Here is a 12551-nt window from a genome sequence, read left to right as displayed (position 1 = left end):
CACGACATGCTTACCAGCTTTCTCGATTCAAAGTCCACTACGCAACCGGCTGCTGAAGCACACCCCGCTTGCGCGCATGGAACACAAACGCCACCACCTGCCACGCGACGAACACGCCGATCAACGCAAGCAAGGTGCCGCTGATGGGTCGGGTGAAGAACATGGTGAAACTCCCGCGGCTCAGGAGCAGCGAGCGGCGGAAGTTCTCTTCCAGCATGGGGCCGAGGATGAAGCCGAGCATGAGCGGGGCGGCATCCAGCTCCAGCCGCATGAACATGTAGCCGACGAAGCCGAACGCAGCCGTGATGAAGATGTCTTCCATGCTGTTGTTCACGCTGTAGGTGCCGATGCAGCAGAAGAACAGGATGGACGGGAACAGCACGCTGTACGGGATCTTGAACACCGACAGCCAGTAGCGCACCAGCGGCACGTTCAGCACGAGCAGGAAGACGTTGCCCACCCACATGCTGGCCACCAGGCCCCAGAACAGGTCGGGGTGGCTGGCGATCATGTTCGGCCCGGGCTGGATGCCCTTGATGACGAAGGCGGCCAGCATCAGCGCCATCACCGCGTTCTCGGGGATGCCGATGCTCATCAGCGGGATGAAGCTGGTGCGCGCTGCCGCTTCGTCGGCCGCGGCCTGGCCGGCCACGCCCTCGATGCAGCCGGTGCCGATCTCGTGCTTGTACTTGCTGACCTTCTTGTCGATCGCATATGCGGCAAACTGCGCGATGGTGGGGCCGCCGCCGGGCAGGATGCCCAGGAACGAGCCGATCGCGCCGCCGCGCAAGGCGCTGGGGATGATCCGCTTGAACTCGGCCCACGTCGGGATCAGGTTGATCTTGCCGTTGAAAGGCGAGCGCTCCTCGCGGGCGTCGAGGTTCTTGGTGATCTCGGCGATGCCGAAGCAGCCGAGCGCGATGCTCACAATGCCGACGCCGTCCATCAGGAAGGGCAGGTCCATGGTGAAGCGCGCGGTGCCGCTATTCACGTCGGTGCCGATCTGGCCGAGCAGCACGCCGATCAGGCACATGGCAAGGCCATTGAGCAGGCTGCCCGTGGTGACGAAGCTCACGCACACGAAGCCGACCATCATCATGGCGCAGTAGTCCGCAGGGCCGAAGAGGAAGGCCACTTCGCCGAGCACGGGCGCCAGCCATGCGAGCACCACGATGGCGATCGTGCCGCCGATGAAGCTGGAGACGCCGGCGGTGAACAGGGCCAGGCCGGTCTTGCCCTTGAGCGTCATCGCGTAGCCGTCGATGCAGGCCACGATGCTGCTGGCGTGCGGGATCTTCATCGTTATGGCGCTCACGCTGTCGCCGTATTGCGCGCCGTAGTAGATGCCGGCCAGCATGATGAGCGCGCCACCCGTGGGGATGGAATAGGTCAGCGGCAGCAGCAGGCTGATGGTGGCCAGCGGGCCCAGGCCGGGCAGCAGGCCGACGAGCGTGCCCACGGTGCAGCCGAGGGCGCAGAACATCAGGTTCTGGAGGGTGAGGGCGTGCGAGAAGCCGAACGCCAGGTTGTGCAGGACGTCCATCAGTAGAGCGGCAGGTTCAGGCCGAGCAGTTTCTGGAGGACCAGGGCCATCGTGACCAGGCCGGCGGCGATCTTGACGTTGCGCACCCATGAGTAGGAGGTGCCGGCCAGGGTGGAGCAGAACACCATGAAGACGATGCCCGCGATCATGTTCACGTACATCGAGATCACGGCCAGTCCGCAGAGGCTCGTGAGGATGATGGCAATGTTCTTGAGGTTGAGGTCCAGGTGCACGCGTTCGACAAAACGCGAACGGATCACGGTCGCCAGGCCGACGAGGAACAGCAGGGAGCTGACCAGGGCAGGGAAGAGGCCCGGCCCCGCGCGGCTGAAATCGCCGATCGGGTAGCGCAGGGACTGGAGCCCGAAGGCCAGCGAGATCGCGATGAGGAAGAGCCCTCGGGCGAGGTTTCGATCGATCATGGGATGTTTGTCTCCGGTGTGGCAGTTGCTGACCGGCGCGAATGGTCCTGCCTTGCCACTGATCGGAATCTGACCAGCCCGTGAGGGGAAATACGTAGCGGGCGGACGTTCGATGCGGTGATGCGAGCGTCCGCTTCGCTTCCACGGCAATGTCCGATGGCTGAGGTTTAATTGCGTTTCTGCCCGTATCAAACGGCGATGCGGGCGTCGCGGAGAAACCGAGATGAGCAACGTGAGAATGTGGCCCGTCGAATCGGCCGATGCCCTCAGCCCGCTGCAACGGCGTCACGCGCCCGCCGGCACCTCTTCGGAGGATCTGATCCACTTCGGTCCGTTCAGTCTGTCGCCCACCACACACATCCTCCAGGATGCGGGGCGGCCGGTGCGACTCGGCAGCCGTGCGCTCGAGATCCTGTCGTTGTTGGTAGAGAACGCCGGCAGGTTCGTGAGCAACGCCAAGATTGTTCAAAGAGTCTGGCCGCGAAACGTCGTCGTGGACGGCAATCTCAGAGTTCATATCGCGGGTCTGCGCAAGGCACTCGGGGATGGTCAGGAAGGCCGTGACGCCGCAGAATTCACCCAAGACCGGTCGGTCGGTGGCGTGCTCAAGACGAGCTATCCGCAGCGGGCCATCGTTGTTGCCCACCTCTCTGAAGTTGCGGCCGTCCTCTTGACCAAGCACCTTCACGCTATCGCCGCGGGCGCGGCCAGGCGAGTCATGCGCAGGAGTTCTTCACCACCGTGAACCTGGCCTATACACCGGCTTGAACGGCGGCGCCTCAACAGTTGCCCGGCACCGGCGAGCCACGGCCCAAGCCCCCACAATGCCGTGCGCGCCGCGCCTCAAACTTGTTAAAGTTTGCGCCCGTTCGCCACGCAGTCAATCTCGTGGCATTGCGTTGTTGTTCAGCCCGCCCGAAAGCCCCCATGACCGCCGGAAACTCCCAGATCATCTACACCCTCACCGACGAGGCGCCGCGCTTGGCCACGGCCTCGCTGCTGCCCATCATCCAAGCTTTCGCCGCGCCGGCGGGCATCGACGTCGCCACCAGCGACATCTCGGTGGCGGCCCGCATCCTGGGGCAGTTTCCTGAGGTGCTGACCGAAACGCAGCGGATGCCGGACAACCTGGCAGAGCTGGGCAAGCTGACGCTGCGGCCCGCAGCGAACATCATCAAGCTGCCCAACATCAGCGCCTCGGTGGCCCAGCTGAAGGCCGCCATCAGGGAACTGCAGGACAAGGGCTACAAGGTTCCCGATTTCCCCGAGAGCCCGAAGACGGACGAGGAGAAAGAGATCCGCGCGCGCTACAACAAGTGCATCGGCAGCGCGGTGAACCCGGTGCTGCGGGAGGGCAACTCCGATCGCCGCGCGCCCAAGGCAGTGAAGGAATTTGCGCGCAAGAACCCGCATCACATGGCCGAGTGGAGTCAGGCGTCGCGCTCGCACGTCTCGCACATGCACCACGGCGACTTCTACCACGGCGAGAAGTCGATGACGCTGCACAAGGCGCGCGACGTGAAAATGGAACTGATCACCAAGAGCGGCAAGGCCATCGTGCTCAAGCCGAAGGTTTCGCTGCTCGAGCGCGAGGTGATCGACTCGATGTTCATGAGCAAGAAGGCCCTGCTCGATTTCTACGAGCGGCAGATCCAGGACGCGCACAAGACAGGCGTGATGTTCTCGCTGCACGTGAAGGCCACCATGATGAAGGTGTCGCACCCCATCGTGTTCGGCCACTGCGTCAAGATCTTCTATCGCGACGCCTTCGAAAAGCACGCCAAGCTGTTCGAGGAGTTGGGCGTGAACGTCAACAACGGCATGGTCGACCTGTACAACAAGATCGCCACGCTGCCTGAAAGTACGCAGGATGAGATCAGGCGCGACTTGCACGCCTGCCATGAGCATCGCCCCGAGCTGGCGATGGTGGATTCCGCCAAGGGCATCACCAACTTCCATTCGCCCAACGACGTGATCGTGGACGCCTCCATGCCCGCGATGATCCGCAACGGCGGCAAGATGTACGGTGCCGACGGCCGGCTGAAGGACGTGAAGGCCGTGATGCCCGAGAGCACCTTTGCCCGCATTTACCAGGAGATCATCAACTTCTGCAAGTGGCACGGCGCCTTCGACCCCAAGACCATGGGCACCGTGCCCAACGTCGGCTTGATGGCGCAGCAGGCCGAGGAATACGGCTCACACGACAAGACCTTCGAGATCCCCGAGGACGGCGTGGCCAACATCACCGATCTCGATACGGGTGAGGTGCTGCTCAGCCAGAACGTGGAAGCGGGCGACATCTGGCGCATGTGCCAGGTCAAGGACGCCGCCATCCGCGACTGGGTCAAGCTCGCCGTCACGCGCGCGCGCAACTCGGGCATGCCGGTGGTGTTCTGGCTCGACGCCTACCGCCCACATGAGGCGCAGCTCATCACCAAGGTCAAGATGTACCTGCACGAGCACGACACCGCCGGACTGGACATCCAGATCATGAGCCAGGTGCGCGCCATGCGCTACACGCTGGAGCGCGTGATCCGCGGGCTGGACACCATCAGCGCCACCGGCAACATCCTGCGCGACTACCTGACCGACCTGTTCCCCATCATGGAGCTGGGCACCTCGGCCAAGATGCTGTCCATCGTCCCTCTGATGGCTGGCGGGGGCATGTACGAAACGGGCGCCGGCGGCTCGGCACCCAAGCACGTGCAGCAGCTGGTGGAGGAGAATCACCTGCGCTGGGATTCGCTGGGCGAGTTCCTCGCGCTGGCCGTGAGCCTGGAGGAACTGGGCATCAAGACCGGCAACGCCAAGGCCAAGTTGCTGGCCAAGTCACTCGACACCGCCACCGGCAAGCTGCTGGACAACAACAAGGGCCCCTCGCCCAAGACCGGTCAGCTCGACAATCGCGGCAGCCACTTCTACCTGGCGCTCTACTGGGCCCAGGCCATGACCGAGCAGACTGAAGACAAGGAACTGGCCGCCCATTTCAAGCCGCTCGCCGATGCCCTGGCCGCCAACGAGCAGAAGGTCGTGGACGAGCTCGCCGCCGTGCAAGGCAAGCCGGCCGACATCGGCGGGTACTACCTGCCGGATGTGCGCAAGACCGATGCGGTGATGCGGCCGAGCGCAACGTTCAACGCGGCGCTGGCCGCCGTGTCGGGCTGAAGGCAGGGCGCGGCCAAGACCAGACATTGAGAGGCAGAAGGAAGTCTGAGAATGGCGACGAAGAACGTCAAGCTGCGAAGCGACCAGATTGGCAAGGCATCACCGGTCGAGGTATTCGCGGTGCCGTGCGGCCAATGAGTCTTGACGAAATCACTCAGGCAACCATCGCCTTCATCCGAGCGCATGAGGCCTGGGGCGCTCCTATCGTGCTGGCCCTCGCCTTCGGGGAATCGTTGGCGTTCATTTCCCTGTTGTTGCCGGCGACCGTGATCTTGTTTGGTGTCGGCTGGCTCATCGGGGGGAGCGGCATTGCGTTCTGGCCGCTGTGGTGCGCGGCCGTCGTCGGGGCCGTCCTGGGGGACTGGTTGTCCTTCTGGATCGGCGGACGGCTGAAGAGCAATGTCGGCAACCACTGGCCCCTGTCTCGCCATCCGGACCTGATCCCGCGCGGTCATAGGCTCTTCGAGCGCTGGGGAGTGGTCGGCGTATTTTTCGGGCGCTTCCTCGGCCCCCTTCGCGCGTCTGTGCCATTGGTGGCAGGCATCTGCGAAATGCCCGCGTCTACGTTTCAGATTGCCAACATCGCTTCAGCTGTCGTGTGGGCGACCGGCATCCTGGCTCCCGGCGCGTTCGGCCTCAAGTGGATGCAGCAGTGGGTGTGAAGAGCTCGGGGTGAGTTCGGATTGCAATTGAACGTCCACCAACGCTCAGTTCGTTCATCATCACACCGTCCAGGACCGCACCGAGAGGGAAAGCTCATGTCAACGCTCGCACTGTTCGACACCGCGGTTGCCGGCTTGACCTCGGCCTTGGCCACTCCGTCCGGCATCGTTGCGCTCTGCTCGGCTGGGGCCGCCGGCACGCTGGTGATCGTGAGTTCCTTCGTAAAGACCATGATCCCCCTGCGCTGCCTTGCGATCGGCGGCAACCTGGGCTTTCTGATCTACGGCGCGCTGCATCCGTCGCTGATCCTGGTGCTCCTGCACGGCGCACTGCTGCCGATCAACATTTTCCGCGCAGCCCAGATGGTCCGCCTCACGCGCCGCGTGCAGGTCGCGGCGGCGTCGAGCGACTTTTCCGGCGTCTGGCTGCGCCCCTACATGCGCCGGCGGCGACTGAAGAAAGATGCAATCCTGTTCCGCAAAGGCGATGCGGCAAAGCGCCTGTACTTCCTCGCTGAAGGGCAGATCGAGTTTGTCGAGATCGGGCAGACCATGGAGCCTGGCCGCTTGTTCGGCGAGATTGGGTTCTTTGCGCCTGACAAGCAACGCACGCTGACCGCCCGCTGCGCCACGAACTGCACCGTGCTGCAGATGGACGAGATGACTTTCAAGTCGCTCTATTTCCAGAACCCGGCCTTTGGATTCGAGGTGGTGACCTTGGTGGCTGGACGGCTCCTGGCTGACCGGCAGCGCCTGGAAGACCGGCTCGCGGCCGAATCCCTGGTCACCTGATCATGCGATGACCCAGCGCGAACAACCTATTGCACCTCAACAACTAGCCAGGCTCCCGATGCGGGATGACAATGTGAAACATCATGAAACGCGCGACAACACTTCGCCGCCTGGCGCTGTGGGTCTGGCTCCTGATCCTGCCGGTGCTCGCCCAGGCGCAGGCACAGCTCGGAAGCGCCGCTGCCTTGCGGGCCAAATATGACGCCGTTCAGTCGCAGTTCGACCAGAACGCCTTTGGGCGACCGCTGGTGCTCGAATCGACGGAAGCCGCCGGTCAATTGAGCGGCGATATCTTCGCAGTGTTGAATCACCCGGTCGACCAGGTGAACGGTTCGTTGAGCCAGCCCGGCGTCTGGTGCGATGTGCTGATGCTGCACCTCAACACCAAGTACTGTGTGGTGCGCGGGACAGAAAGTGCCAGGACACTCGTCGTCTCGGTTGGCCGCAAATTCGACCAGCCGCTTTCGGAGGCGCAGCGCGTCAACTTCGTCTGGCAGCCGCCGACCATCACCGACGACTACCTCAGCGTGCGATTGAGCGCCGACAAGGGGCCGCTGTCCACCCGCGACTACCGCATCGAACTCGAGGCGACGCCGCTCGGCAACGGCAAGACCTTCATTCATCTCGGCTACGCCTATGCCTACGGGGTGGCAGCGCGCATCGCGATGCGGGGCTACCTCGCGACCATCGGCGCAGACAAGGTGGGATTCACCGCGATGGGCAAGGACTCGGCGGGCCAGGCGGAATACGTGGGCGGCGTGCGCGGCGTGGTGGAGCGCAACACCATGCGCTACTACCTCGCCATCGACGCCTACATGGACGCCCCCAAACAACTGGCGCCGCGCCTCGCGGCATGGTTCGACAGCACGGAGCGCTATGCGCGGCAACTGCACGAAGTGGAGCGGGACGACTATCTCGCCATGAAGCGCAACGAATACAAGCGCCTTGCAAACCCCTTGCCGGAGTAAGCGCGCCGGGGCGGAATCGCACTAGAGCCTGCCGCACGTCATCCCAATCGAGAAGCAAAGGGATTCCATCTAGCTCGTCACCGGCAGCCTCCCTTACCCCGGCCCTTCGCGCCTGAGGCTGTTACTCAACGCCGTCTTCCTCAATATCACAGCAAACGACTGCACGGCAGCCGGCTTCGCCTCCTTCAGCCGCCACAAGATCCCTGGCGTGCGTATCGGCGTCGGGCTCTCCAGCGGAATCACCTTCAGCCCCGCCATCGCCTCCGGCACCGCGTTGATCGCCACGATCGAGCCGATCATCGTGCGCGCCACCAGCGCGAGCATCGGCGCCACGGTCGACATCTCGGCCACCACGGTCGGCTCGGCGCCGCAGGCGTGGAAGCACTCGTCGAGCATGGTGCGGGTCGAGAAGGCGGATGAGACGAGCACCAGGTCTTGCCGGTGCAGCTCCACCATGCGGATGCGCTTGCGGCCGGCGAGCGGATGGTGAGTGGAGACGACCAGCACCATCTCCTCGTTGTAGAGCGGCTCGAACCACAGGCCGGCCGAGTCCTGCGGTCGGTAGGAGATGCCGAGGTCCATCTCGCCGTCCCTAAGCCGTGCGGCGATCACTTCCGCGGCGAGTTCCTCCACGCTGATGCGCACGGTCGGATGGCGCGCGAGGAACTGCGCCACGCATTCGGGGATGAGGCCGATGTTGAAGGTGTGCGTGGCGCCTATGCGCACCTTGCCCGTGAGGTTGCCGGCGCCGGGCTTGAGCAGCGCCACGCCCTGGTCCACCTCCTTCAATGCGCGCGAGGCGTAGCCGCGCAGCAGCTCGCCGGCCTCGGTGGTCACCACCTTCTTGCCGATGCGCTCGAAGAGCGGCTGGCCCAGCTCGTCCTCGAGCTGCTTGATCTGGTGCGAAAGGGTCGACTGGGTCACGTGCACGCGCTCGGCCGCGCGCGTGAAGCTCAGGCAATCGGCCAGCGCGACGAAGTAGCGCAGATGCCTCATCTCCATACAAACCCCCGCGAATGATCGATGCCATCGATCATATCCATGGAAATTCATCATTTGTCGGGGCCACCTGCGCGGCCTATCGTCCGGCCAGAACCAGGAGACAAGACATGGCGGACTACAACCAGGACAGCATCACGCAGGACGTGCTCGAGGCTTTCGCGGCGACGCCCGACCCGCGCCTGCGCGAGCTGATGACGGCGCTGGTCAAGCACATTCACGCCTTTGCGCGCGAGGTCGACCTGAAGCCCGACGAGTGGCTGGCGGCGATGAAGTTTCTCGAAGCCACGGGGCAGATCTCGACCGACAAGCGGCCCGAGTTCATCCTGCTCTCCGACACGCTGGGCCTGTCGATGATGGTGGTGGCGCTGGATCAGGCGCGCGCCAGCGGCGGCGCACAGGGCGCGACCGAGGCGACGGAGGCCACGGTGGAGGGCCCGTTCTACTGGCCCGGCGCGCCCGACATGCCGCTGGGCGCCGACATCAGCGGTAGCGCGCGCGGCGAGCCGACCTTCTACATGGGTCGGGTGACCGATGTGCACGGCGCACCGCTGGAAGGCGCCTTGCTCGACGTGTGGTCGGGCGACGGCGAGGGCAAGTACGACGTGCAGCTGAGCAGCGAGCCCACGATGGCCGCGCGCGGGCGCTTTCGCACCGATGCGCAGGGGCGCTACTGGTTCTGGTCGATCCGGCCCGCCTACTACCCGATTCCCGACGACGGCCCGGTGGGCCAGATGATGCATGCCACTGAGCGCAGCATCTACCGCCCCGGCCACATCCACCTGCAGGTCTCGGCGCCGGGCCATGTGACGCTGACGACGCAGGTGTTCGTGGGCGGCAGCCCCTACATCGATCAGGACGCGGTCTTCGGCAAGCGCGACAGCCTGGTGGTCGACTTCGAGACGCATGCACCGGGCAAGGCGGTGGACGGGCGCGAGATGCGCGTGCCGTACCACTCGGCGAGCTTCGATGTGCGGCTTGCGCCGGTGTCGGCCTGAACTCCACTTCTCTTCTTTTTTTGCAAGGATTTTTATGAAGATCGGCAAGGCCACCGTGCCGCGCACGTCCATCTGCACTTCGGACGCCCACACCATCGTCATTCGCGGCCATGACCTGTCGAAGGAGCTGATCGGCAAGCTCTCCTTCGTCGACCATTTCTTCCTGCTGCTCACCGGGGAGATGCCGACACCGGGCCAGGCCGCGGTGCTCAACGCCACGCTGGTCGCGATCGCAGAGCATGGGCTGGTGCCCAGCGTGCAGGCCGCGCGCATGACCTTCGCCGCGGCGCCCGATGCGATGCAGGGCGCGGTGGCGGCGGGCATCCTCGGCTGCGGCTCGGTGGTCCTGGGCTCGTCGGAGACGGCGGGGCGCATGTATGTCGAGATCGATGAGCAGGTACAGGCCGGCAGGGCGCTCGACGAGGCGGCGCTTTCGGTGATGAAGGCCTGGCGCGCGGCGGGCCGTTCGATTCCCGGCTACGGCCATCCGCTGCACAAGGAGCGCGACGAGCGCGTGGGCGCGCTGTTCGATGTGGCCAAGACGGCGGGCACCGACCTGCGCTTCGTCGAGATCGCGGAAGCATGCGAAAGGCTGCTGCCCGAGGTGCTGGGCAAGCCGCTCAAGCTCAACGTCTCGGGCGCGATCCCCTCGGTGCTGCTGGGCGCGGGCTTTCCGGTCGAAGGGCTCAAGGGCGTGCCGATGCTCGCGCGCACCGCGGGGCTGATCGCGCACATGGTGGAAGAGATCCGCCAGCCGATCGGCTTTGCGCTCTCCTACCAGGCGACGCGCGAGATGGAATACGACGGCGAGCTGCCTCCGGGCTTCGGGAAGCACGAATGATCCCTGTATTGAAAGGCCTCAAGGTCATCGAGCAGGGCACCTTCATCACGGGGCCGGCGGCCGGCATGCTGCTGGGCGACCTGGGGGCCGACGTGATCAAGGTCGAGCAGCCGAAGACGGGCGACCCCTTCCGCGCCTTCAAGAACGGCCTGTACAGCCCGCACTACCAGACCTACAACCGCAACAAGCGCAGCATCACGCTCGATACCAAGGACAGCGCCGATCGTGAAGTGCTCGACGCGCTGATTGCCGATGCCGACGTCTACATCCAGAACTTCCGGCCCGGCGTGGCGGAGAAGCTGGGCGTGGGCGCGGAGCGGCTGCAGGCGCTGAACCCGAAGCTCATCTACGTCGCGATCAGCGGCTTCGGCGCCACCGGGCCTGCGGCCAACCGGCCGGCCTATGACACCGTCGCGCAGGCGGCGAGCGGGTTTCTCAATCTGCTGGTCAACCCCGAGAACCCGCGCGTGGTCGGCCCTGCCATTGCTGATTCGCTGACCGGCTTCTACGCGGCCTACGGCGTGCTGGGAGCCTTGTACGAGCGCAGCCGCACCGGCATCGGCCGCAAGGTCGAGGTGTCGATGCTGGAGGCGATGGCGCACTTCAACCTCGATGCGTTCACGCACTTCTTCCAGGTCGACGAGGTGATGGGGCCGTACAGCCGGCCGAGCGTGTCGCAGTCCTACGTGCTGCGCTGCGCGGACGACAAGTGGATCGCGCTGCACATGTCCTCGCCCGAGAAGTTCTGGCAAGGCCTGGCAGTGGCGATCGAGCAGCCCGACATCTTCCAGGACCCGCGCTTCGCGACCCGCGACGCGCGCATCGACAACCAGGAGGCGCTGATCGCGCTGCTGGGCGAGCGCTTCCGCACGCAGACGCGCGACGAATGGTGCCGCCGCCTGCAGCGCGAGGACGTGCCCAACGCGCCGATGTACGACACCAGCGAGGCGCTGGAAGACCCGCAGGCCAAGCACCTGCAGCTGATGACCTCGGCCGAGCATCCGGTGATGGGGCTGTTTCGCACGGTGCGTTCGCCGGTCAGCTTCGACGGCGAGCGCGCGCTTGAGGTGCGGCCGCCGCCGATGCTGGGCGAGCACAGCGACGAGATACGCGCCGCGCTGAAACGCAAGTAGATAAATAGAGACAACGGAGACAAGCGATGAGATTCAAGACAACGATGCGCACCCTGCTCGCCGCGGGCGTGCTGCTCATGCTGGGCACGGCTCAGGCGCAAGACAAGGGGCCGATCAAGATGGTCGTTCCCTTCGGCGCCGGCACCACCACCGACACGGTGGCGCGCGTGGTCGGCGAGGGGCTGGGCAAGGCGCTGCAGCAGACGGTGATCGTCGACAACCGCGCGGGCGCGGGCGGCTCGACCGGCAGCGACACGGTCGCCAAGTCGGCCCCCGACGGCCGCACGCTGGTGATGGGCACGGTGGGCACGCACGCCATCAACGCCGCGCTCTTCAGCAAGCTGCCCTACGACCCGATGCGCGACTTCGCGCCGGTGGCCTTCATCGGCTATACGCCCACGCTCTTGGTGGTGGCGGCCGAGTCGCCGCTCAAGTCGCTGAAGGACCTGGCCCAGGCCGCCGCGCGGCCGCAGGGCGTGACCTTCGCCTCGGCCGGCAACGGCACCTCGGGGCACCTCGCGGGCGAGCTGCTGGCGCAGCGCCTGGGCGGCAAGATGCTCCACGTGCCCTTCAAGGAAGGCGCCATGGCGCTGACGGGCGTGATCTCGTCGCAGGTCGACTTCATGTTCTATCACCCGGCCGCGGTGATGCCGCAGATCAAGGCGGGCAAGCTGCGCGCGCTGGGTTCCAGCGGTGCGGTGCGCAGCGCGGCGGCGAGCGATGTGCCGACGCTGATGGAGCAGGGCATTGCCGACTTCGACCTGGTCGCCTGGTTCATGCTCTACGCGCCGGCCGCCACGCCCGACGCCACGCTGACGCAATTGCGCACGGCCAGCGCCGCTGCGCTCGCGCAGCCCGATGTGATGGCGCGCCTGCGTGACCAGGGCATCGAGTCGAAGCCGATGCGCGCCGAGGAGATGCGGCCCTTCAACAAGACCGAGCTCGGCAAATGGGCCGGGCTGGTCAAGCGCTCGGGCGCGCAAGTCGACTGACAGCTTTCGTTCGTTTCGCTCACAAGAACCTAAAGG

12 protein-coding genes are annotated in these 12551 nt (G+C 65.2%); 9 read left to right on the top strand and 3 right to left on the bottom strand.

Features of this window, described 5'->3' with window-relative positions:
- Window positions 1–37: 37 nt before the first annotated feature.
- Window positions 38–1543 carry a tripartite tricarboxylate transporter permease gene (locus BLS74_RS14160; RefSeq protein WP_093107201.1) on the bottom strand — a complete coding sequence of 502 codons (1506 nt, stop codon included), beginning with the start codon at window positions 1541–1543 and terminating at the stop codon, window positions 38–40.
- Window positions 1543–1965: a tripartite tricarboxylate transporter TctB family protein gene (locus tag BLS74_RS14155; RefSeq protein ID WP_170855599.1), complete on the bottom strand. Its 423-nt coding sequence runs from the start codon at window positions 1963–1965 to the stop codon at window positions 1543–1545. The genes BLS74_RS14160 and BLS74_RS14155 overlap by 1 nt, the downstream gene beginning before the upstream one ends.
- 223 nt (window positions 1966–2188) lie before the next feature.
- Here BLS74_RS14155 and BLS74_RS14150 point away from each other — a divergent pair, with 223 nt between their 5' ends.
- From BLS74_RS14150 to BLS74_RS14130, 5 genes are all read left to right on the top strand, one after another.
- Complete coding sequence (locus tag BLS74_RS14150; protein ID WP_093107199.1) at window positions 2189–2710, top strand: winged helix-turn-helix domain-containing protein; 522 nt, start codon at window positions 2189–2191, stop codon at window positions 2708–2710.
- Between the two features lie 182 nt (window positions 2711–2892).
- Entirely contained in the window at window positions 2893–5130 is a 2238-nt protein-coding gene (locus BLS74_RS14145) for an NADP-dependent isocitrate dehydrogenase (protein WP_093107197.1), read from the top strand.
- Window positions 5131–5264: 134 nt separating this feature from the next.
- Entirely contained in the window at window positions 5265–5792 is a 528-nt protein-coding gene (locus BLS74_RS14140; protein ID WP_093107195.1) for a DedA family protein, read from the top strand.
- Between the two features lie 27 nt (window positions 5793–5819).
- On the top strand, window positions 5820–6584 hold the full coding sequence (locus BLS74_RS14135) for a Crp/Fnr family transcriptional regulator (RefSeq protein WP_139191687.1): 765 nt from the start codon (window positions 5820–5822) through the stop codon (window positions 6582–6584).
- A gap of 83 nt (window positions 6585–6667) precedes the next feature.
- Window positions 6668–7552: a hypothetical protein gene (locus BLS74_RS14130; protein ID WP_093107191.1), complete on the top strand. Its 885-nt coding sequence runs from the start codon at window positions 6668–6670 to the stop codon at window positions 7550–7552.
- Between the two features lie 93 nt (window positions 7553–7645).
- Here BLS74_RS14130 and BLS74_RS14125 read toward each other — a convergent pair whose 3' ends face one another.
- Complete coding sequence (locus BLS74_RS14125) at window positions 7646–8554, bottom strand: LysR substrate-binding domain-containing protein (RefSeq protein ID WP_093107189.1); 909 nt, start codon at window positions 8552–8554, stop codon at window positions 7646–7648.
- Window positions 8555–8661: 107 nt separating this feature from the next.
- On the opposite strand from BLS74_RS14125, the gene BLS74_RS14120 reads away from it, so the two are divergent.
- The 4 genes from BLS74_RS14120 to BLS74_RS14105 are packed head-to-tail and all read left to right on the top strand — an operon-like array spanning window position 8662 to window position 12515.
- Window positions 8662–9549 carry a dioxygenase family protein gene (locus BLS74_RS14120; protein WP_093107187.1) on the top strand — a complete coding sequence of 296 codons (888 nt, stop codon included), beginning with the start codon at window positions 8662–8664 and terminating at the stop codon, window positions 9547–9549.
- Between the two features lie 34 nt (window positions 9550–9583).
- Complete coding sequence (locus BLS74_RS14115) at window positions 9584–10390, top strand: citryl-CoA lyase (RefSeq protein WP_093107185.1); 807 nt, start codon at window positions 9584–9586, stop codon at window positions 10388–10390.
- Window positions 10387–11523, top strand: a complete 1137-nt coding sequence (locus BLS74_RS14110; protein ID WP_093107183.1) for a CaiB/BaiF CoA transferase family protein — start codon at window positions 10387–10389, stop codon at window positions 11521–11523. Before BLS74_RS14115 ends, BLS74_RS14110 begins: the two co-directional genes overlap by 4 nt.
- Before the next feature lie 26 nt (window positions 11524–11549).
- Window positions 11550–12515, top strand: coding sequence for a Bug family tripartite tricarboxylate transporter substrate binding protein (locus BLS74_RS14105; protein WP_093107182.1), 966 nt, complete (start codon window positions 11550–11552; stop codon window positions 12513–12515).
- Window positions 12516–12551: the final 36 nt, after the last annotated feature.

Source organism: Variovorax sp. CF079 (assembly GCF_900101545.1).
In the GTDB taxonomy this organism is placed as follows: Bacteria; Pseudomonadota; Gammaproteobacteria; order Burkholderiales; family Burkholderiaceae_C; genus Variovorax.
The sequence above is the reverse complement of the archived record's forward strand: the minus strand, read 5'-3'. Positions and strand labels throughout refer to the sequence as shown.

What these genes read in the sequence shown, in the direction of transcription:
- BLS74_RS14125 (WP_093107189.1), bottom strand. Translation starts at nt 8,554, where the DNA reads ATGGAGATGAGGCATCTGCGCTACTTCGTCGCGCTGGCCGATTGCCTG.
- BLS74_RS14110 (WP_093107183.1), top strand. Translation starts at nt 10,387, where the DNA reads ATGATCCCTGTATTGAAAGGCCTCAAGGTCATCGAGCAGGGCACCTTC.
- BLS74_RS14105 (WP_093107182.1), top strand. Translation starts at nt 11,550, where the DNA reads ATGAGATTCAAGACAACGATGCGCACCCTGCTCGCCGCGGGCGTGCTG.
- BLS74_RS14130 (WP_093107191.1), top strand. Translation starts at nt 6,668, where the DNA reads ATGAAACGCGCGACAACACTTCGCCGCCTGGCGCTGTGGGTCTGGCTC.
- BLS74_RS14150 (WP_093107199.1), top strand. Translation starts at nt 2,189, where the DNA reads ATGAGCAACGTGAGAATGTGGCCCGTCGAATCGGCCGATGCCCTCAGC.
- BLS74_RS14145 (WP_093107197.1), top strand. Translation starts at nt 2,893, where the DNA reads ATGACCGCCGGAAACTCCCAGATCATCTACACCCTCACCGACGAGGCG.
- BLS74_RS14115 (WP_093107185.1), top strand. Translation starts at nt 9,584, where the DNA reads ATGAAGATCGGCAAGGCCACCGTGCCGCGCACGTCCATCTGCACTTCG.
- BLS74_RS14160 (WP_093107201.1), bottom strand. Translation starts at nt 1,543, where the DNA reads ATGGACGTCCTGCACAACCTGGCGTTCGGCTTCTCGCACGCCCTCACC.
- BLS74_RS14140 (WP_093107195.1), top strand. Translation starts at nt 5,265, where the DNA reads ATGAGTCTTGACGAAATCACTCAGGCAACCATCGCCTTCATCCGAGCG.
- BLS74_RS14155 (WP_170855599.1), bottom strand. Translation starts at nt 1,965, where the DNA reads ATGATCGATCGAAACCTCGCCCGAGGGCTCTTCCTCATCGCGATCTCG.
- BLS74_RS14120 (WP_093107187.1), top strand. Translation starts at nt 8,662, where the DNA reads ATGGCGGACTACAACCAGGACAGCATCACGCAGGACGTGCTCGAGGCT.